Source organism: Streptosporangium sp. NPDC003464 (genome assembly GCF_053588315.1).
In genome coordinates this window covers 1-17,928 of record NZ_JBSFPS010000217.1, presented here as the reverse complement: position 1 = coordinate 17,928, position 17,928 = coordinate 1, and the positions used below count along the sequence as shown (strand labels likewise).

The following is a 17,928-nucleotide window of genomic DNA, read 5'->3' as shown; positions in this document are numbered from 1 at the left end:
TCTTGCTGTCGCGCATGCCCACGCCCCCGTCGGGAAGCCGGGCGATTTCCACGCAGGAGCCGTTGTTGCACCGGCTTGAGACCTGCCACTGGAGGCCCCGCGCCGGAGGGGTCGGGGGGAGGACCGTTGGAGGGGCGGGCGGAAGGACCGGAAGGACCGGGAGGACCGTTGGAGGGACCGGCTGAAGGACGGGGAGCAGCGTTGGAGGGGCCGGCGGGAGGGTCGGCCGGGGGCGCGGCGTAGGGCTGGGTGTGGGGGCGGCGGCGCTCGCCGCCCAGGCCTTCCGGACGGGCCTGGAGGGGCTCGCTGTCGTCCGGGGTGGGCGAGGCGAACGGCGGGAGCATCCAGGGGGAGGCCAGCGGGATGCCCCTGGGGGTGTCGTCGGAGGGCCCGGGCGGGGAGTGCTGGATCGTCGGCGGTGACTCCTGGGACTCCTGGGGCCTGCTTTCGGGTGTCGCGTCACCGTGGGCGCCGTCGTCGTGCGCCGGCCACTCTCGCGGGCGCGGGTCGTGGGGGCCCGGGGCCACGCTCAGCACCTCCTGTAGGGAGCCCTTCTGCGCCCGGGGCCGTCACCCCGGACCGTTCCAGCCGTCACCGTGACACTCCACCGCAACCCCCTATGGGAGCGGCGAATCGCACGCGACCCTACTCCTACCCTGTTCCACCGGAACGATCACCTGCCCCGGCCGGGGGACCGGGGCCTGCCGTACACAGTCCAGAGCAACACGTCGGAGCCGCGCTGACGAGACCTCTCTAGTCAGATTTATCGGCGCAGCGCCGGAATTATCACTGTTTGTCCAGTAATCCGGAGATCGCTCTCCGCGGCGGCGCACCATGCCGGGCTCCCGCCGGCCCCGTCCTTGTGCGGATTAGTTCACAGACGCCGGCGTCCGGCAGGCGTACACCTGAGGACAGGAAACCACCACCCCAGGGAGCAGACGATGAAACGGCTGGGGCCCGTCCACACGCTGGCGGCCGGAGCGGCGACAGCCGTCGCACTCGGCGCGCTCAGCGTCATCACCACACCGGCGGCGCAGGACGCGGGCGCGCGGGACGCCTCCGCCAACGCTGCGGCCGCCTCGCCGGCGCCGGCCACCCCCGAGGCCACCCGGGCCTCCGGGGCCACCGAGACCGCCAGGCCCACCCCGGCCAAGGCCGACTACGCCGGGCGGGTCAAGGGCAACGGCGGGCTCATCGCCATCTCCGTCCGCGACGGCAGGGCGATCGCCTACTTCTGCGACGGCAGGATCGAGTCCTGGCTCAAGGGCCGGGCCGCCGACGGCCGGGTCACCCTGTCCGGGCGGGGCGGCGCCTCCGTCGTCGCCCGGCTCGGCGGCGGCGGGGCGGCCGGGGAGCTGAGGTTCGGCGGCAGGCGGTGGGACTTCGGCGCGCCCACCGTGAAGAAGCCCTCCGGGCTCTACCGGGCGAGCGCGATCGTCCGCGGCGCGAAGGTGCGGGCCGGCTGGATCTACCTGGACGACGGCAGCCGGGTCGGGCTGACCCTCGTCGACGGCAGCCCGGCCGACGTGGCGATCCCGGAGCCCGGCGAGAACGCGACCGTCAACGGCCAGGAGGTCGACCCCAAGGACGTCGACGAGTTCATTGGAGAGTTCTGATGAATGACACACAGGTCTCGCAGGTCCCGCGCGGGCGGAGCCTCGCCCTGCTGCTCGCGCCGCTCGCCGTCGGCGGCCTGATCGCGGTCGGGCTGGGCATCTACGGCCGCGTCCATCTCGCCACCGGCTACGCGGTCGGCCCCGCCGGGTTCTCCGGGCCGCTGGCGATGAAGTCCTGGCTCACCACCGGCGCCTTCCTGCTGGCGCTGGTCCAGCTGTTGTCCGCCCTGGTCATGTGGGGCCGGATCAAGCTGGACGCGCCGTGGATCGGCCCCCTGCACCGCTGGTCGGGCCGGGCGGCGTTCCTGCTGACGGTCCCGGTGGCCTTCCACTGCCTGTACGCGCTGGGCGCGCAGTTCGACACGCCCCGGGTGATGGCCCACTCGCTGCTGGGCTGCTTCTTCTACGGCGTGTTCGCCGCGAAGATGGTGGCACTGCCCAGGCGCGGGCTGCCCGGCTGGGCCCTGCCGGTGCTCGGCGGGCTGGCGTTCACCGCCCTGACCGGGCTCTGGCTGACCTCGTCGCTGTGGTTCTTCACCACGATCGGGGTCACGCTGTAGGCGTCGCTGTGGTTCTTCACCACGATCGGGGTCACGCCGCAGGCGGGGTGAAGGCGGTGGTGCGCCCGAGGCCCGCGGCCCGGCCCTTGGCCGCCACCACCAGCGCCATCTTCCTGGACGCCTCGTCGATCATCTCGTCGCCGAGCATGACCGCGCCGCGCTTTTCGACCGTCGTGTAGTACTCGTACGCGTCGAGGATCAGCTCGGCGCGGTCGTAGTCGTCCTGGGAGGGCGAGAACACCTCGTTGGCGGCCTCGACCTGGGTCGGGTGGAGCACCCACTTGCCGTCGAAGCCGAGCGCCGCGGCCCGTCCGGCCACCCGGCGGTAGCCGTCCAGGTCCTTGATCGCCAGATATGGGCCGTCGATGGCCTGCAGGTCGTGCGTGCGGGCGGCCATCAGGATGCGCATCAGGATGTAGTGGTAGGCGTCCCCCTCGGTGTAGCCGGGCGGCTGCTCGCCGACCACCAGGGTCCGCATGTTGATCGAGGCCATGAAGTCGGCGGGGCCGAAGACCAGCGTCTCCAGGCGCCGGGACGAGCCGGCGATGGCGTCCACGTTGACCAGGCCCCGGGCGTTCTCGATCTGGACCTCGACGCCGATCCGGCCGACCTCCAGCCCGTTGGCCTTCTCGATCTGGGTCAGCAGCGTGTCGAGCCAGAGCACCTGGGCCGGGTCCTCCACCTTGGGCAGCATGAGGCAGTCGAGGAACTCCCCCGCGCCCTCCACGACCTCGATGACGTCCCGGTAGGTCCACTGCGTGCCCAGGTCGTTGACCCGCACGACCCTCGTCTTGCCCGACCAGTCGCCCTCACGCAGGGCGGCCACGATGTTCTTGCGCGCCCCCTCCTTGGCGAGCGGGGCGACGGAGTCCTCCAGGTCGAGGAAGACCTCGTCGGCGGGCAGGCCCTGGGCCTTCTCCAGGAAGCGAGGGTTGCTGCCGGGCACCGCCAGGCACGAACGTCGCGAGCGCATGGGCACACGCTAGCGGCCACCCCGCCCCGAGCGGCAGGCCGGGCCGCTCTATGGTCCTCATACAAAGACCCTGCTCTGTTCTTGGCGCCGATCTCGTACGACTCTTGTCTGAGGTATCCGAACAATAGGTATCAAGCATCGGTAAGGGAGACATTCACGATGGCAAACGCTTCTTCGGTGGCCCGGCCCGCCGTACTGTCCGACCTCATCCCGGGTTCCCGCGTCCGCGACATCGCGCTCGTGCTCGGCGGCGCCGCCCTGACGGGCCTGGCCGCGCAGCTCACCTTCCCCATGTGGCCCGTCCCGGTCACCGGTCAGACGTTCGCGGTCGTGCTGGTCGGCGCGGCCCTCGGGATGAACCGCGCGGTGCTGAGCATGGTCCTCTACACGCTCGTCGGCATCGCGGGCGTCCCGTGGTTCCAGGGTGGCACCTCGGGCTTCGGCGGTGCCACCTTCGGCTATGTCATCGGCTTCATCGCCGCCGCCGCCATCGTCGGCAAGCTGGCCGAGCGCGGCGGTGACCGCACCGTCGCGCGCACGGTCGGCACGATGGTCCTCGGCAACCTGACGATCTACGCCTTCGGCCTGCCTGTCCTCATGGCCGTCACCGGGCTGGGTCTGGGCAAGGCGCTCGCCGCGGGCGTGATCCCCTTCCTGGCCGGCGACGCCCTCAAGATCGCCATCGCGGCCGGCCTGCTGCCGGCGGCGTGGAAGCTCTCCGGCCGCTGATCCGGTGACCGTGCACGGCCTGCCCCTCCGGCTCGGGAGGGGCAGGCCGTACATTCGTCTCATGGGTGTGATCGAAGAAGGGGCCAAGAAGTCGGGTGTCCTGTGGCTCGCCCTGGACCGGCCCCGGCTGGCCTGGCACGCCTGGCACGACGGCGCGATCTACGTGGTCACCGGCGGCGGCGAGCAGTCGCTGCCCGGCCTGGCCGGGTCGGGCCAGGTCCAGGTGACGCTCCGGAGCAAGGACAACGGCGGACGGCTGGTCGTCTTCGACGCCTCCGTCGAGGTGGTGGACCAGGCGGAGGCCGCCGAGGCGGTGGCCGCGCTCGCCAAGGAGCGGCTCAACGCCGTCGACGGCGCGGGCCTGACCGAGCGCTGGGCCGCCCGCTCACAGGTCGTACGGCTCACGCCGCGTGGACCGGATCTCTGATCTCCACCGGGGTCGACGGCAGGTCGGCCGTGGCCCGCTGGGCCAGGTAGGCGCCGGACAGGACGATGAGGCCGCCGGCGATCTGGAAGGGACCGAGGGCCTCCCCCACCAGGATCCAGGCGATCACCGCTCCGGCGATGACCTCCAGGGAGGCCACCGTGGAGCCGATCGCGGCCGACAGCCGGCGGACCGCGGTGACGCCGAGGATGTAGGCCAGGACGGTGGCGACCACGATCATCCAGGCCACGGCCGCCAGCGCCGGCAGCGCGTAGCCACCCGCGGGAGCCGCGCTCCGGGTGAACGCCTCCCACGGGATGTTCCACGGCTGGGAGATCGGGGCAAGCACCGCGGCCGCGCCCACCAGGCCCCAGGCGATCAGGCCGAGCGGGTCGACGTCGTCGCCGAAGCCGTCACTGAGCAGGAAGTATCCGGCGCAGCACGCCGCCGCGCCGATGGCCAGCAGCAGGCCCACCGGGTCCAGGGCGAGGCCGGACCACGCCTCGACCACGATGCCGAGCCCGATCACCGCGACCACGGCGCCGACGAAGGCCGCGCGCGGCAGCCGTACCCGCCGGACGAACCGCACCCAGAGCACGACCAGCACCGGCGAGGTGAACTCGATCAGCAGGGTGACGCCCACCGGCAGCCGGGTGATCGCCGCGAAGTACAGCGCCTGCACCCCGGCCACCGCGACCACCGCGTAGGCCAGGAAGAACAGCAGCCGCGAGCGCGGGATGCGCAGCGCGTGGGGCCTGGTGACCGCGAGGACGCCGACGAGCAGCAGCCCGGCGCCGGCCATCCGCACCCAGACGGCCTCCAGCGGCGCCAGCCCGGCGGCCCCCAGATATTTGGCCATCGGTCCGGAGAAGGCGAAACACCAGGACGACGCAAACGCGACCAACAGGCCGGCACGCCTCATAGAACACCACCTACGTAATTACCGTATATAGCTTTTGATGCTGTCATGACAGGCTGGATCGGGGCAAGTGGGCGTCCGAAATGTGAGCGTGCCTTGAACCGGCGGATCCGGGATGCGGCCTACGCTTCAAATGTGAAGATCTTCATCGCACGGCTCGCCGGCACCCCGGTCTTCGACCCGGCCGGTGACCAGATCGGGCGGGTGCGGGACGTGGTGGTGTCCATCGCCGGCACCGCGCCGCCACGCGTGCACGGGCTGGTCGTCGAGGTGCAGACCCGGCGGCGGGTCTTCCTGCCCATCACCCGGGTGCGGGGCATCGAGGCCGGGTCCGTCGTCTTCAGCGGCCGGATCAACGTGCGCCGGTTCGAGCAGCGGGCGACCGAGACGCTGGCCATCAGCGAGATCCTCGACCTTGAGGTGGAGGTCGAGGGCGAGCGGATGACGGTCCTCGACCTGGCCATGGAGGAGACCCGGCGCGCCGAGTGGGTGATCACCAAGGTGGCGGTGGTCAAGGGCGGCTCGGGCCTGGGGCTGCGGCGGCGCGGCCCCACCAAGATCGTGGAGTGGTCCGAGGTCAGGGGCTTCGGCGCGGTCCAGAAGGACCAGGGCGCGGCCAACCTGCTGTTCGCCTTCGAGACGATGCGCGCGGCCGACCTGGCCAGCGCCCTGCACGAGCTGCCGGACAAGCGGCGCGTCGAGGTGGCCGCGGCCCTCGACGACGTACGGCTGGCCGACGTGCTCGAAGAGCTCCCCGAACGCGACCAGATCGGCATCATGAGCCGGCTGTCGCCGGAGCGGGCCGCCGACGTGCTGGAGGAGATGAACCCCGACGACGCGGCCGACCTGCTGCAGGACCTCCCGCCCGAGCAGGCCGAGACGCTCATGGCGCTGATGGAGCCGGAGGAGGCCGCGTCGGTGCGGCGGCTGCTGATCTACCCGGAGGACACCGCGGGCGGCATCATGACGAGCGAGCCCGTGGTGCTCCCCCCGAACGCCACGGTCGCCGAGGCCCTGGCCCACATCCGCCAGCGGGAGGTCACCCCGACGGTGGCCGCGCAGGTCTACGTGACCCGCCAGCCCATCGAGACCCCCACCGGCCGCTACCTCGGCCTGGCCCACTTCCAGCGGCTGCTGCGCGAGCCCCCGTCCGTCATGCTCGGCGGCGTCATGGACACCTCCATCGATCCGATCAGGCCCGAGTTCACCCTGAACCAGGTGACCTCCTACCTGGCCACCTACAACCTGATGGCGGTGCCCGTGGTGGACGAGGTCGGCCGCCTGGTCGGCGCCGTCACCGTGGACGACGTGCTCGACCACCTGCTCCCCGACGACTGGCGGGAACAGGACCACGGGGCGGAGGCGGACCGTGGTTGATCGGCTGGACCAGCCCAGGCAGCAGGGCCTGCGCCTGCGCCCGCACTACGACCCGGAGGCCTTCGGCCGGCTGTCGGAGCAGATAGCCCGGTTCCTCGGCACTGCCAGGTTCCTGGTCTACATGACCGTCTTCGTGGCGGTATGGGTCCTGTGGAATGTCTTCGCCCCGCAGGAGTGGCGCTTCGACCCCTATCCGTTCATCTTCCTCACGCTGATGCTCTCGCTCCAGGCGTCCTACGCGGCGCCGCTGATCCTGCTCGCCCAGAACCGGCAGGACGACCGGGACCGGATCCAGAACGAGCTCGACCGCAGCGCGGCCGAGCGGAACCAGGCCGACGTGGAGTATCTGACCCGGGAGATCGCGGCGCTGCGCATCGCTCTCGGCGAGGTGGCCACCCGCGACTACATCCGCTCGGAGCTGCAGCGCCTGCAGGAGGAGCTCCAGGAGCCGTACGCGCCCGCGGCCGCCCCCCACTCCAGGGAGGCCCGCTAGACGGGCTCGGGGCCGGGGAAGAGCTTGTTCAGCATCGCCGCGCACTGATGCAGCTCCCCGGCGTCGAGGACGTCCAGGAACTGGGCGCGGATGCCGCGCAGGTAGGTGGGGGTGGCCTCGGCCAGCCGTACGGCGCCGCCGTCGGTGAGGACCGCGAACAGGCCCCGCGCGTCGCTGGCGCAGGCCTCGCGCTCGACCAGGCCGTCACGCTGGAGGCGGTCGATGAGCCGGGTCAGGCCGCTGCGCGACAGGAGCACCCGGTCGGCCAGGTCGTTCATCCGCAGCCGCCGCCCGGGCGACTCCGCCAGGTGCGCGAGCACGTCGTAGGAGGCCAGTGCCAGGTCGTGCTCGACCAGGAGGTCGGCCTCCAGGACCCGGGTGATGCGCACCTGGGCCCGCTGGAGCATGCGCCACAGCGCGAGCTCCCCGGAGCTGAGGATCTCTCTTGACTCGCCTGCCGTCAGGGTCACGGAGTAACCTTAGAACGTTGCACGCGCATCTACACAGCGAATTGTCCGGATCAGATGTCACAGCCGGATGCCGGAATTCCTCTCCGGGCCGCCGGGTTCATACCATGGGTCTGTGACTTGTCCGCTCCCGTCCCGGGAGCGGCCTCTCGCTAGGCCACATGGGCGTCGTGACGTATGAGCCCTGCCCAAGAACGTCTGGACGACAAATAGACAAGGAGGGACGGCATCCTCCCGTCGCCTCAGGGTGGCGGTCTGTTGCCGACATTTCGATGGCACCTACCCCGGAACTGGTGATGGCCGCTCTCGCGACCGTCAACGACCCTGAGATCCGTCGGCCGATCACCGAAATCGACATGGTCAAGAGCGTCGACATCTCCCCCGACGGGATGGTGCGCGTCGGGATCTTCCTCACCGTGTCGGGCTGTCCCATGAAGGACACCATCACCCGTGACGTCACCTCCGCGGTCTCCAAGATCGACGGTGTGAGCGGCGTCCAGGTCGAGATGGACGTGATGAGCACCGAGCAGCGCAAGGCGCTGCAGACCAAGCTGCGCGGCAACAGGGGACCCGAGAAGGAGATCCCCTTCGCCCAGGCGGGCTCGCTGACCCGTGTCTTCGCGGTCGCCTCAGGCAAGGGCGGCGTCGGCAAGTCCTCCGTCACCGTCAACCTGGCCGCCTCGATGGCCGCCAACGGCCTCAAGGTCGGCGTCGTGGACGCCGACATCTACGGCCACAGCATCCCCCGCATGCTCGGCGTCTCCGAGCGCCCCACCAAGGTCGAGGACATGATCATGCCGCCGGTGGCGCATGACATCAAGGTGATCTCGGTCGGCATGTTCAAGCCGGAGGGCAACACCCCGGTCGTGTGGCGCGGCCCGATGCTGGACCGGGCGCTGCACCAGTTCCTGGCCGACGTCTACTGGGGTGACCTCGACGTCCTGCTGATGGACCTGCCCCCGGGCACCGGCGACATCGCGATCTCGGTCGCGCAGCGGATGCCGTCGGCCGAGATCCTCGTGGTGACCACCCCGCAGCAGGCCGCCGCCGAGGTGGCCGAGCGGGCCGGGTCGATCGCCGTGCAGACCCACCAGCAGATCGCCGGCGTCATCGAGAACATGTCCTGGCTGCCCTGCCCGCACTGCGACGAGCGGATCTCCGTCTTCGGCGAGGGCGGCGGCCAGACCGTGGCCGACGCGCTCACCCGCACCCTCGGCGCCCGCGTGCCGCTCCTCGGCCAGGTGCCGATCGACATGCGGCTGCGCGAGGGCGGCGACGAGGGCAAGCCGCTGGTGCTCAGCGACCCCGACGCCCCGGCGGCCGTCGAGCTGGGCCGCATCGCCGCCGGTCTGAGCAAGAAGTCGGGCAGCCTCAAGGGCCTGCAGCTCGGCATCTCCCCCACCAGGGGCCGCTGACCGCACGGCGGACAGCGAGAGGCGCCCTCCTCGGGGAGGAGGGCGCCTCTCGTCATGTCAGGGCCGCGGCCGGCCCGGGGTCCGGGTCGGAGCCCGCGTCAGGGCCGGGGTCAGGTCGCCTCCGAGTCGTACGGCGGGAGCTCGCCGTAGCCGAGCTCACCGGCCGCCTCGGCCGCGTAGGAGTCGGTGTAGGCCGGGGCCGTGGCCGCCGCGGCGGCCGCGGGGCGGTTCCAGTCGTCCTCCAGGTCACCGGTGAGGTGCTTGCGGACGAAGTTCTTCGGGTTGAGGTCGGCCGGGTCGAAGTCGGCGAACTCCGGGCCCAGCCCGGCCTGCAGGTCGCTCTTGGCGTTGTTGGCCATCTGCCGGAGGTTGCGCAGCGTCTTGCCCGCCTGGGCGGCGGCCTGGGGCAGCTTCTCCGGGCCGAAGACGAGAAGGGCGATGACCACCAGCGCCACGATCTCAGGCCAGCCGAGTCCGAACACGGTGATCTCCTACCGGGACAACGCTAGGGCGGCTCCCCGGGCATACACCCGGAGAGCTTCCAGACTAATGCCCTCAAGCCCTAGCATGCACCCGCACGTCGCTGGTCAGGAGGGCTGGGGCGTGGGCTGGGCGGCCGCCGCGCCGACGACCACAGTGGCCGTCTTCTCCTGGCCACCGCGCTGGAACTTGATCGCCAACTTCTCGCCGGGCGCCTTGTTCCGGATCAGCGCGATCAGTTCGGTGCTGTCCTGCACCACCGTGCCGTTGACTTCCAGGATGACGTCACCGGGCTTGAGACCCGCCTTGTCGGCGGGGCCGTCCGGCTCGATCGGGCGGGTGCCCTGCCTGACCTCGCTGTCGATGCGGACCCCGGCGCCCTGGTAGGTCTGGTCGATGGTGATGCCGATGCGCGACTTCTTGGCGACGCCGGTGGTGACCAGCTCCTCGGCGATGCGGCGCGCGTGGTTGACCGGGATGGCGAAGCCGAGGCCGATGCTGCCGCTCTGGCCACCGGCCGACCTGCCGAGGGTGGCGATCGCCGAGTTGACCCCGATGACCTCGCCGTTGGCGTTGACCAGCGGACCGCCGGAGTTGCCGGGGTTGATGGCGGCGTCGGTCTGGATGGCGCTGAGCCAGGTGGTGTCGGAGCTGTTCTCCTCCCCCGCCTGGACCGGGCGGTTGAGCGAGCTGACGATGCCGGAGGTGACGGTGCCGACCAGGCCCAGCGGGGAGCCGATGGCCACCACCGGGTCGCCGACGACCACGTTGTCGGAGTTGCCGAGGCTGATCTCCGGGGCGCCGAAGGTCTCCTCGGGCTTGACCACCGCGAGGTCGGATTCGGGGTCACGGCCGATGATGCGGGCGGCGGTGGACTTGCGGTTGTTGAACTGGATCTGGATCTCACCGCCCGGCGCGGCCGCGGCGACCACGTGGTTGTTCGTCACCACGTAGCCTCCCTTGATCAGGAAGCCGGAGCCGGTGCTCGCGCTGGTGCCGCCGTCGACGGCCAGGGAGACCACGCTGGGCAGCACCTTGGCGGCCACCCCGGCGATCGAGTCCGGGGGCCGGGAGTTGGTGCCGGTCGGCGCCTTGCCCAGGGTGAAGGAGGGGTCGCGGCCCGAGACGGAGGGCCGGGTGAGCAGGTAGGTGCCGACGCTGCCCAACGTCGAGGCCAGCAGCGCGATCACCACGGCGAGGACGACCAGCGTGCTGGTGCGCGGCCCGCGCCGGGCGGGGACCGCCACGCCCGCGAAGGGGCCGGGAGGCGGCGCCCAGCCGGGGCCCATGCCGAACGCCTGGGAGGGCGGGGGAGGCGGGCTCCCCGGCACGGCGAAGACCGCCGTGTCCGGGCGCACCCGGCCCGACGGGTCGCCCCAGCCGCCCTGGCCGGGCCGCTCGCCCCGGTCGTCGGGCCCGGGCAGCCCGGTGCCGCCCTGCTGCCCGCCCTGGCCCCACCTGCCCTGGCCCGGCTGCTCACCCAACTGGCTCCAGCCGTCGTCGCGGGGCTGCCCGTCGTATGAGGGGGCCGCCTCGCCGGCGGGCAGGAAGTCCGGGCGGGAGGGCTCCGGGGCCTGGCCTCTGTCGTCGGTGAAATCCGACGGCGTACGCCCCTCAGCACCGTGCGCCTCGTGGGTACGGCTCTCGTCGGTCATCGAATATTCACCATTCCTTGCCTCGCATGAGGCCACTCACTGGGACGCCCCGACAATCTTCCCCTGAGTGGGATACGAGAGATGTAAAGCGCGCCTTACCCGAAGGGGTTGACCCAGGACAGGAGACGGTCGGCGCCCCGGCCGAGCCGTGTCCACAGGCTGGGCAGGGGCTCGTGCGGCAGCGCCGCGACGGCGGCGTCGACCATGTCGGCCGGAGCGTCCGCGAAGACGGTGTAGACATGACCCCCACTCGCCCAGATCGTCTCCTGCTCGGCTGAGTCCCGGATCCAGATCGTATGCCCGTTGCGCTGTCGAGCATGCCACCCGCGGAGCCGTTCTTCATCAAGCACCCCAGGCTGGATGAAGACCGACACGACTGACAAGCCATCCGAATATCCCAGATACAAGTATCCAGGAGAGGCGTCGTGGGCGGCGAACAGCTCCAGGCGGCCGGGCAGGAGGTCGGGGAAACGCCAGCCCCGGGCGCGCAGGGCGGGTGTCCGCCCGAGGTCGAACCCCCCGGCGGTGAGCGCGGGGGCGGCGACCTCCCGCGCCGGATCGAGGGTCAGGTCGACGAAGGCGCCGGCGTGGACGACCCTGCCGCGGCCGTCGAGGAGCTCCCGGCGCAGCACCGGCCCCCCGGCCTCGTCGAGCCAGTAGCGGGCGGCGACCGTGCCGTCGGCCCGCACGGCGTGGACGAGGCGGGCCGGCCGGCCGCAGACGCGCCCCTCACCCACGGCCACGACCCGGTAGTTGCGGGCCAGCACCTCCAGCATGGTCTCGGAGGGGGTGGACATGCCGCCGGCGGGGGTGCCGGGGTCCACCCGCTGCAGGAGGCCCGACGGCTGGGCGTGCACGGTCAGTCCCTCACCGGGGACGTTGCGGACCTCCAGCACCGAGGAGACCGCGGCCGAACGGCCCCAGGCGGTGACGTACTGGGTGCCGGAGTATCCGCGGGCACGGCCCGCGACGGCCGCCTCGCGCAGCAGGTGCAGGCCGGTGTCGTCGCTGTCGGACTCGTCCGGCTGGACGGCGTGCGCCGGACCGCCCATCACCAGTCCGAGCAGCATGACGGCCGCGAGGACGACGGTGACGGGCAGCCGGATCACGGAGTGGGCGAGAAGGTCGGCGTCGCCGACCCTCCGTAGGGCGCGGTGTTGCGGTGCTGGTTGGCGAACATGTCGACCGGCGGCACGACGCGCGGGCCGGCCTCGGAGCCGCCCACGACGAACAGCGTGCCGATCGCCACGGCGGCGGAGGCGACGCCCACCGCGACATAGCCCGCCCGCCTCGCCCGGCGGGGACCTCCGGCGCGGCCCCGGGGCCGGTTGTCCGGCGGCGCGATGCTGTGCATGCTCGGGATCGGCGCGCCGCCGAACGTCCGCGAGGTCGGGAAGGGCCGCTCACGCGGCGGTAACGGGCCGCCGGGCTCGGCCATCCGCAGCAACGACATCGTCAGGTCGGCGGGCATCGCCGGCCCGTCCAGAGATCGCAACCGGCTCTTCAACGCCCGCACGGACTCGACCTCGGCCCGGCAGTCCGCGCAGAAGGTCAGATGTGACAGGGCACGGTCGCGCTCATGGTGATTGAGCTCACCGTCGACCAGTGCGGAAACACGCTCTCCAAGATGACTCATGCCCACTCCTTGCCAAGCGGCCCGTCGTGACATTCGTCATGACTGTGGTCTCTCATGCGAATCCCTCCCCGCGGGTGGCGGTCGGGGGGAACTGGTCGCCGCGGGGCGCGCGGTGCTCCAGCGCCTCGCGCAACTGCGCCCGGCCGCGGTGGATGCGGCTGCGGACCGTGCCGAGCTTCACACCCAGCGTGGCGGCGATCTCCTCGTAGGACAGCCCCTCGATGTCACACAGGACAACGGCCGCGCGGAACTCGGGCGCGAGCGCGTCGAGTGCCGCCTGGATGTCCGGCTCCAGATGGGTGTCGTCGTACGCCTGGGCGGGGGACGGCTCGCGCCCGCGCAGCCGCTCGGCCGCGTCGTCGGCGAGCCCCTCGAACCTGATGCGCTGCTTGCGCCGCGCCATGTCGAGGAACAGGTTGGTGGTGATGCGGTGCAGCCAGCCCTCGAAGGTGCCTGGCGTGTAGTTCGACAGGGACCTGAAGACCCGGACGAACACCTCCTGGGTGAGGTCCTCGGCGTCGTGCACGTTGCCGGTCAGCCGGTAGGCCAGCCGGTATACGCGTGCCGAGTGATTCCTGACCACCTCCTCCCAGGTGGGAGGCGTCCAGTCAGACATGGGAGCATCCGTCTGGTGGTCGGAATCCTCCACCAGCACTCCTCTCTCCGGGACCACCGCTATCGCCATAGTGCCTGGTTTCGTCCCTTCGTGCGCACTCACTACCTTCAGGACCGGCAAAGGCCGCTTAAACCGTGCAACGCACCGGGCGTGACATGAGTTCCCGATCGGGCCTGCCTCCCTTAGGCTGCGACCCAGTGCCTATATGACTGTGTACGGAGAAAGCGGGAGGAGAGGCCGATGGCAGAGACGCCGACAAGTCCGTTGGAGGCCACTCTGGCCTATGCCGAAGAGTTCCACACGGAGGACGAGATTCTGCTCACCGCGCGTCAGCGCGGCGCGGAGGTGGGAGCGCCCCCGATCCTGCCCGGCGGCGGCGCCGCCCTCTGCTTCCTGGCCACCGCCGTCAACGCCCGCGCGGTCGTGGAGATCGGCACCGGCTGCGGCGTGTCCGGCCTGTGGCTGCTCCGTGGCATGCGCCAGGACGGCACGCTCACCAGCGTGGACGTGGAGCCGGAGCACCAGCGCCTGGCCCGGCAGAGCTTCGCCCAGGCGGGTTTCTCCGGCGGCCGGATCAGGCTGATCACCGGCCGTGCCCTGGACGTCCTGCCCCGCCTGTCCGACGGCGGCTACGACCTGGTCTTCTGTGACGCCGCCAAGCATGAGTACGGCGACTACCTGGCCGAGGCCGTCCGCCTGCTGCGCCCCGGCGGCATCGTGGTCTTCGACGGCACCCTGTGGCACAACAGGGTCGCCGACCCCGCCCGGCGCGACCCGGACACCGTCGCCGTGCGGGAGCTGGGCAAGCTGGTCCGGGCCGACGAACGGCTCCGCCCGCTGATGATCCCCCTCGGCGACGGCATCCTGGCCGCCGTCAAACTCACCGACTAGAGAGCCACTCCAGCAGCAGGCGCACGCCGTAGCCGGTGGCGCCCTTGCTGAAGACGCCCTCGTCCGCGCTGCTGCGGCCGACCCCGGCGATGTCCAGGTGCGCCCACGGCCGCTTGCCGGTGAACTCGCGCAGGAACAGCGCCGCGGTGATGGAGCCCGCGCCGTAGGACGATCCGACCTCGATGTTGGCCAGGTCGGCCACGCTGGAGTCGAGGGCGGGGACGTAGTCGTCGATCAGCGGCATCCGCCAGAGCCGCTCGCCGGTGCTCTCGCCCGCCGCGGTCAGCTCGGCGGCCAGATCGTCGTCGGAGGCGAAGACGGCGCCCAGGTCCTTGCCGAGGGCGATGGCGATCGCCCCGGTCAGCGTGGCGATGTCCACCATGACGTCCGGGTCGAGCTCGGCGTCGGCGTAGGCCAGCGCGTCGGCCATCACCAGGCGGCCCTCGGCGTCGGTGTTGAGCACCTCGACGGTCCGCCCGCCGTACTGGGTGATCACGTCCGAGGGGCGCTGGGCCGTGCCGGAGAAGGAGTTCTCGGCGGCGGCGATCAGGCCGGTGACCCTGACCCGCACACCGAGGGAGGCCAGCGCGCCCAGGACCGCGATCACGACCGCGCCACCGGCCATGTCGGTCTTCATGAACTTCATGCCCTCGGTCGGCTTGAGCGACAGGCCGCCGGTGTCGTAGGTGATGCCCTTGCCGACCAGGACCACGTGCCCGGTCGCGTCCTCGGGCTCGTAGGAGAGCTGGATCAGGCGGGGCGGGCTCACCGAACCCTGGCCGACGGCGACGATGCCGCCGAACCCGCCGGAGCGCAGCTCCTGCTCGTCCCACACCTTCGCGGTGACGCCCTGCTCCAGGGCGCGTTCGGCGAGCCAGGCGGGGGTCTTCACCGAGGAGGGCATGTTGGCCAGGTCCCTGGCGAGCGCGACGGCCCTGGCGACCACCTCGCCCCTGGCGATCTCGGCCTCGGCTCCGTCGCCGACGAATTCGACCAGCGCCACCGGCGTGGACTTCGCCTCGCCGATCCGGAAGGTGTAGGTGGCCAGCAGCGCGCCCTCCACGAACGCGGCCACCGGCCCCTCCGGCAGCACGACCCTGATCGCGTCCTTGCCCTTGCCCCGCCTGGCCACCGCCGCGCCGGCCTTGCGCAGGGCGGCGGCCGAGCCGTCCCCCACCCCGTAGAGCAGCACCCGGCCGACGGCGTCGCCGTTGGCGACGGGGACGTCGACGATCTCCCCGGCCTCCCCCTTGGCCTCGTAGTGGGCCAGCAGCGCGGCGGCGGGCAACGGTAGCTCCACCTCGGGCGCGAGGTCGGCCCCGAAGGGGACCGCGAGCAGCCGGGCGTCCTCGGCGGCGGGGCTCTCGGCGCCCCCGCCCTCCCGGGAGACCGCTCCGGCGGACAGACCCTGCCCGTAAGGAGTGCGAGGCAGTAGTGAATAGGGCGATATGGGCATGCGAACTCCAGTCATCATCCGGGGAGAACACCGCGGCCCTGGCGCGAGCCGCCGTTGGGCGGTCCGACGGCCAGGGCCGTGTTCATCGGTCGCGGTCGCGTGGGCCGTAGCGGCTGTCGCGCGCTCCAAGCAAGATCGAAAAGACCCGGCCACACCGCTTGAATCTCAGATCGGGATCAGACGACGACCTTCTTCAATTCCTCGCCAAGGGCACTGGCTTCGTCTGCCGAGAGTTCGACGACGAGCCGGCCGCCACCCTCCAGAGGGACCCGCATGACGATTCCCCTGCCTTCTTTGACGACCTCCAGCGGACCATCACCGGTCCTCGGCTTCATAGCCGCCATGCGTGTATCCCTTCCTGCTTCGGGCTCCGGATCTCCGACTGACCCGAGGGTGGCCGACGCATTCACGTCTTCTGTGATGTCCTATTATCCCGTCTCCGCGCTGGGAATGGGAACGATCAGCCCCAGCATCGACTCATCGGGCAATCAAGACCGTTGTCCGAGACCCTTCAGACGGCCAAACTTGTCCTCGTGAACGCCCGCGCCGCTCTGTTCGATCTGTACGGGGACCACCTGCGGTCCCGGGGCGGTCGCGCGTCCGTAGCCGCCCTCGTGCGGCTGCTCGCACCTCTGGATATCGCCGCTCCCGCCGTCCGCACCGCCGTCTCGCGGATGGTACGGCAGGACTGGCTGGTCCCCGCCCGCCTGCCCCAGGGCCCCGGCTACGAGGTCACCCCCAAGTGCGTGCGCCGTCTCGACGAGACGGCGTTGAGAATTTACCGAGTTGGGACGATCACCTGGACGGGCCGGTGGCACGTGCTCGTGGTCGAGCCGGTGCGCGAGCGGCCCCGGCGCGACCGGCTCAAGGCCGACCTCGCCTTTCTCGGATACGCCCCGCTGTCGGAGACGACCTGGATAGGCCCGCGCCCCTCCCCCGAGCTCGGCCCGCTCCTGGCCGCCGAGGACGTCCGCGCCGACCGGTTCGACGCGGTGCTCGACGGCGACCCCAGGGCGCTGGTCGCCCGGACGTGGGACCTTGACGGCATCGGCGCGGCCTACGAGAAGTGGCTGGCCCAGGCGGTCGACCTGATCGACGCGCTGCCCCGCGACGCCGCCGACGACCAGGTGTTCGCCACCCGCAGCAGGCTGCTGCACGGCTGGCGCAACTTCCTGTTCCGCGACCCCGGGCTCCCCGCCGACCTCCTGCCGCCTGACTGGCCCGGTGAGAAGGCCAGAGCATACTTCGAGCAGGAGGCGGCCCGGCTGCTCCCCCGCGCCGCCGCGTTCGTCGACCGCCATCTCACCGATCCGTAGAAGGAGCCTTCCGTTGAACGACGTTCTCTACTCCGTCGACGACGCCGTCGCCACCATCACCATCGACCGGCCGGAGGCGATGAACTCGCTGACCGAACGGGCGAAGGCCGGCCTCCTTGAGGCGCTGACCATGGCCTCGCAGGCCTACAGCGTGCGGGCGGTGGTGCTGACGGGGGCGGGCCGGGCCTTCTGCGCGGGCCAGGACCTGAACGAGCACGCCGCCAACCTGGAGGCGGGCCGCGGCCTGAACGACACCGTGCGCACGCGCTACAACCCGATCATCCGCACCATCACCGAGATGGGCAAGCCGGTCGTCGCGGCGGTGAACGGCGTCGCCGCGGGCGCGGGCGCCTCCCTGGCCTTCGCCTGCGACCTGCGGATCGCCGCCGACAGGGCGAAGTTCGCGATGGCCTTCACCGCCATCGGCCTGGCCCCCGACTCCGGCGCCTCCTGGACACTGCAGCGCCTGGTCGGCCCGGCCCGCGCGGCCGAGCTCCTGCTGCTCGGCGAGCCCTTCGACGCGGCCCGCGCGCTGGAGCTCGGGGTCGTCTCCAAGGTCGTCCCCGCCGACGAGCTGGCCGCCGCGGCCCGCGCGCTGGCCGTACGGCTGGCGCAGGGCCCGACGAGCGCCTACGCGGCCACCAAGCGCGCCCTGGAGTATGCCGCCAGCAGCTCCCTGGCCGACGCCCTGACCATGGAGGCCGACCTCCAGGACGCCTGCGCCAAGACCGACGACCACCTGAAGGCCACCCGCGCCTTCCTCAACAAGGAGCGTCCCGTCTTCGAGGGCCGCTAGGTCCCGCCCGGCGCCGGACGGCACCGGCAGCATCGCCGGCAGCGCCCCGGCACCGATGTACAGCAGCGCCGTGCCCAGCTCCCCGTCGGTGAGCCCGGCCTGGTCCCGG

The 17,928-nt window shown here is 71.6% G+C and carries 21 protein-coding genes; 10 read left to right on the top strand and 11 right to left on the bottom strand.

Annotation, left to right across the window (positions count from 1 at the left end; genetic code table 11):
- Positions 1 to 463: DUF397 domain-containing protein (locus ACWDS7_RS35475; RefSeq protein ID WP_451932815.1), on the bottom strand; the 463-nt coding region annotated here is incomplete at its 3' end.
- A gap of 478 nt (positions 464 to 941) precedes the next feature.
- Between ACWDS7_RS35475 and ACWDS7_RS35470 the strand changes: the two genes are divergently transcribed.
- Together ACWDS7_RS35470 and ACWDS7_RS35465 are read left to right on the top strand one after the other, a co-directional pair.
- Positions 942 to 1,616, top strand: a complete 675-nt coding sequence (locus tag ACWDS7_RS35470; RefSeq protein WP_451932814.1) for a hypothetical protein — start codon at positions 942 to 944, stop codon at positions 1,614 to 1,616.
- Entirely contained in the window at positions 1,616 to 2,176 is a 561-nt protein-coding gene (locus ACWDS7_RS35465) for a DUF6529 family protein (protein WP_451932813.1), read from the top strand. The genes ACWDS7_RS35470 and ACWDS7_RS35465 overlap by 1 nt, the downstream gene beginning before the upstream one ends.
- Positions 2,177 to 2,207: 31 nt before the next feature.
- Here the strand turns inward: ACWDS7_RS35465 and ACWDS7_RS35460 are convergent, their stop codons facing one another.
- Positions 2,208 to 3,149 (bottom strand): HpcH/HpaI aldolase/citrate lyase family protein, encoded by a 942-nt coding sequence (locus ACWDS7_RS35460; protein ID WP_451932812.1) that lies wholly within the window; start codon positions 3,147 to 3,149, stop codon positions 2,208 to 2,210.
- Between the two features lie 159 nt (positions 3,150 to 3,308).
- Here ACWDS7_RS35460 and ACWDS7_RS35455 point away from each other — a divergent pair, with 159 nt between their 5' ends.
- Together ACWDS7_RS35455 and ACWDS7_RS35450 are read left to right on the top strand one after the other, a co-directional pair.
- Positions 3,309 to 3,878: a biotin transporter BioY gene (locus tag ACWDS7_RS35455; protein ID WP_306864159.1), complete on the top strand. Its 570-nt coding sequence runs from the start codon at positions 3,309 to 3,311 to the stop codon at positions 3,876 to 3,878.
- Between the two features lie 61 nt (positions 3,879 to 3,939).
- On the top strand, positions 3,940 to 4,305 hold the full coding sequence (locus tag ACWDS7_RS35450; RefSeq protein ID WP_451932811.1) for a hypothetical protein: 366 nt from the start codon (positions 3,940 to 3,942) through the stop codon (positions 4,303 to 4,305).
- Here the strand turns inward: ACWDS7_RS35450 and ACWDS7_RS35445 are convergent.
- On the bottom strand, positions 4,280 to 5,224 hold the full coding sequence (locus ACWDS7_RS35445) for an EamA family transporter (protein ID WP_451932810.1): 945 nt from the start codon (positions 5,222 to 5,224) through the stop codon (positions 4,280 to 4,282). The genes ACWDS7_RS35450 and ACWDS7_RS35445 overlap by 26 nt on opposite strands.
- 132 nt (positions 5,225 to 5,356) lie before the next feature.
- Between ACWDS7_RS35445 and ACWDS7_RS35440 the strand changes: the two genes are divergently transcribed.
- Positions 5,357 to 6,598 (top strand): magnesium transporter MgtE N-terminal domain-containing protein, encoded by a 1,242-nt coding sequence (locus ACWDS7_RS35440; RefSeq protein ID WP_451932809.1) that lies wholly within the window; start codon positions 5,357 to 5,359, stop codon positions 6,596 to 6,598.
- Entirely contained in the window at positions 6,591 to 7,091 is a 501-nt protein-coding gene (locus tag ACWDS7_RS35435; RefSeq protein WP_306864146.1) for a DUF1003 domain-containing protein, read from the top strand. Before ACWDS7_RS35440 ends, ACWDS7_RS35435 begins: the two co-directional genes overlap by 8 nt.
- On the opposite strand, the gene ACWDS7_RS35430 is transcribed toward ACWDS7_RS35435, so the two are convergent.
- A complete protein-coding gene (locus ACWDS7_RS35430; protein WP_451932808.1) occupies positions 7,088 to 7,561 on the bottom strand; it encodes a MarR family winged helix-turn-helix transcriptional regulator in 474 nt (157 codons plus the stop codon). The two genes, ACWDS7_RS35435 and ACWDS7_RS35430, sit on opposite strands and share 4 nt — an antisense overlap.
- A gap of 269 nt (positions 7,562 to 7,830) precedes the next feature.
- Here ACWDS7_RS35430 and ACWDS7_RS35425 point away from each other — a divergent pair, with 269 nt between their 5' ends.
- Complete coding sequence (locus ACWDS7_RS35425; RefSeq protein ID WP_451932807.1) at positions 7,831 to 8,973, top strand: Mrp/NBP35 family ATP-binding protein; 1,143 nt, start codon at positions 7,831 to 7,833, stop codon at positions 8,971 to 8,973.
- Positions 8,974 to 9,083: 110 nt separating this feature from the next.
- Here the strand turns inward: ACWDS7_RS35425 and ACWDS7_RS35420 are convergent, their stop codons facing one another.
- The 5 genes from ACWDS7_RS35420 to sigE form a co-directional block, all read right to left on the bottom strand.
- Positions 9,084 to 9,455 (bottom strand): sec-independent translocase, encoded by a 372-nt coding sequence (locus ACWDS7_RS35420; RefSeq protein WP_306864137.1) that lies wholly within the window; start codon positions 9,453 to 9,455, stop codon positions 9,084 to 9,086.
- Between the two features lie 105 nt (positions 9,456 to 9,560).
- Positions 9,561 to 11,108, bottom strand: a complete 1,548-nt coding sequence (locus tag ACWDS7_RS35415) for a S1C family serine protease (RefSeq protein WP_451932806.1) — start codon at positions 11,106 to 11,108, stop codon at positions 9,561 to 9,563.
- A gap of 95 nt (positions 11,109 to 11,203) precedes the next feature.
- Positions 11,204 to 12,217 carry a sigma-E factor regulatory protein RseB domain-containing protein gene (locus tag ACWDS7_RS35410; protein WP_451932805.1) on the bottom strand — a complete coding sequence of 338 codons (1,014 nt, stop codon included), beginning with the start codon at positions 12,215 to 12,217 and terminating at the stop codon, positions 11,204 to 11,206.
- A complete protein-coding gene (locus tag ACWDS7_RS35405; protein WP_451932804.1) occupies positions 12,214 to 12,744 on the bottom strand; it encodes an anti-sigma factor family protein in 531 nt (176 codons plus the stop codon). The genes ACWDS7_RS35410 and ACWDS7_RS35405 overlap by 4 nt, the downstream gene beginning before the upstream one ends.
- Positions 12,745 to 12,796: 52 nt before the next feature.
- Positions 12,797 to 13,429 carry an RNA polymerase sigma factor SigE gene (gene sigE, locus ACWDS7_RS35400; protein ID WP_306864126.1) on the bottom strand — a complete coding sequence of 211 codons (633 nt, stop codon included), beginning with the start codon at positions 13,427 to 13,429 and terminating at the stop codon, positions 12,797 to 12,799.
- Between the two features lie 171 nt (positions 13,430 to 13,600).
- Between sigE and ACWDS7_RS35395 the strand changes: the two genes are divergently transcribed.
- Positions 13,601 to 14,251 carry an O-methyltransferase gene (locus ACWDS7_RS35395; RefSeq protein ID WP_306864123.1) on the top strand — a complete coding sequence of 217 codons (651 nt, stop codon included), beginning with the start codon at positions 13,601 to 13,603 and terminating at the stop codon, positions 14,249 to 14,251.
- Here the strand turns inward: ACWDS7_RS35395 and ACWDS7_RS35390 are convergent.
- Together ACWDS7_RS35390 and ACWDS7_RS35385 are read right to left on the bottom strand one after the other, a co-directional pair.
- The gene (locus tag ACWDS7_RS35390) at positions 14,241 to 15,707 is read right to left on the bottom strand and encodes a leucyl aminopeptidase (protein ID WP_451932803.1); all 1,467 of its coding nucleotides are present in this window, start codon (positions 15,705 to 15,707) and stop codon (positions 14,241 to 14,243) included. The two genes, ACWDS7_RS35395 and ACWDS7_RS35390, sit on opposite strands and share 11 nt — an antisense overlap.
- 176 nt (positions 15,708 to 15,883) lie before the next feature.
- The gene (locus tag ACWDS7_RS35385; RefSeq protein ID WP_012894793.1) at positions 15,884 to 16,051 is read right to left on the bottom strand and encodes a DUF3117 domain-containing protein; all 168 of its coding nucleotides are present in this window, start codon (positions 16,049 to 16,051) and stop codon (positions 15,884 to 15,886) included.
- Positions 16,052 to 16,240: 189 nt separating this feature from the next.
- Between ACWDS7_RS35385 and ACWDS7_RS35380 the strand changes: the two genes are divergently transcribed.
- Positions 16,241 to 17,023 (top strand): PaaX family transcriptional regulator, encoded by a 783-nt coding sequence (locus ACWDS7_RS35380; RefSeq protein WP_451932802.1) that lies wholly within the window; start codon positions 16,241 to 16,243, stop codon positions 17,021 to 17,023.
- 13 nt (positions 17,024 to 17,036) lie between these two features.
- The gene (locus ACWDS7_RS35375; protein WP_451932801.1) at positions 17,037 to 17,819 is read left to right on the top strand and encodes an enoyl-CoA hydratase-related protein; all 783 of its coding nucleotides are present in this window, start codon (positions 17,037 to 17,039) and stop codon (positions 17,817 to 17,819) included.
- Positions 17,820 to 17,928 lie beyond the last annotated feature (109 nt).

What these genes read in the sequence shown, in the direction of transcription:
- ACWDS7_RS35425 (WP_451932807.1), top strand. Translation starts at nt 7,831, where the DNA reads ATGGCACCTACCCCGGAACTGGTGATGGCCGCTCTCGCGACCGTCAAC.
- ACWDS7_RS35445 (WP_451932810.1), bottom strand. Translation starts at nt 5,224, where the DNA reads ATGAGGCGTGCCGGCCTGTTGGTCGCGTTTGCGTCGTCCTGGTGTTTC.
- ACWDS7_RS35470 (WP_451932814.1), top strand. Translation starts at nt 942, where the DNA reads ATGAAACGGCTGGGGCCCGTCCACACGCTGGCGGCCGGAGCGGCGACA.
- sigE (WP_306864126.1), bottom strand. Translation starts at nt 13,429, where the DNA reads ATGGCGATAGCGGTGGTCCCGGAGAGAGGAGTGCTGGTGGAGGATTCC.
- ACWDS7_RS35395 (WP_306864123.1), top strand. Translation starts at nt 13,601, where the DNA reads ATGGCAGAGACGCCGACAAGTCCGTTGGAGGCCACTCTGGCCTATGCC.
- ACWDS7_RS35460 (WP_451932812.1), bottom strand. Translation starts at nt 3,149, where the DNA reads ATGCGCTCGCGACGTTCGTGCCTGGCGGTGCCCGGCAGCAACCCTCGC.
- ACWDS7_RS35450 (WP_451932811.1), top strand. Translation starts at nt 3,940, where the DNA reads ATGGGTGTGATCGAAGAAGGGGCCAAGAAGTCGGGTGTCCTGTGGCTC.
- ACWDS7_RS35415 (WP_451932806.1), bottom strand. Translation starts at nt 11,108, where the DNA reads ATGACCGACGAGAGCCGTACCCACGAGGCGCACGGTGCTGAGGGGCGT.
- ACWDS7_RS35465 (WP_451932813.1), top strand. Translation starts at nt 1,616, where the DNA reads ATGAATGACACACAGGTCTCGCAGGTCCCGCGCGGGCGGAGCCTCGCC.
- ACWDS7_RS35385 (WP_012894793.1), bottom strand. Translation starts at nt 16,051, where the DNA reads ATGGCGGCTATGAAGCCGAGGACCGGTGATGGTCCGCTGGAGGTCGTC.
- ACWDS7_RS35405 (WP_451932804.1), bottom strand. Translation starts at nt 12,744, where the DNA reads ATGAGTCATCTTGGAGAGCGTGTTTCCGCACTGGTCGACGGTGAGCTC.
- ACWDS7_RS35390 (WP_451932803.1), bottom strand. Translation starts at nt 15,707, where the DNA reads ATGCCCATATCGCCCTATTCACTACTGCCTCGCACTCCTTACGGGCAG.
- ACWDS7_RS35455 (WP_306864159.1), top strand. Translation starts at nt 3,309, where the DNA reads ATGGCAAACGCTTCTTCGGTGGCCCGGCCCGCCGTACTGTCCGACCTC.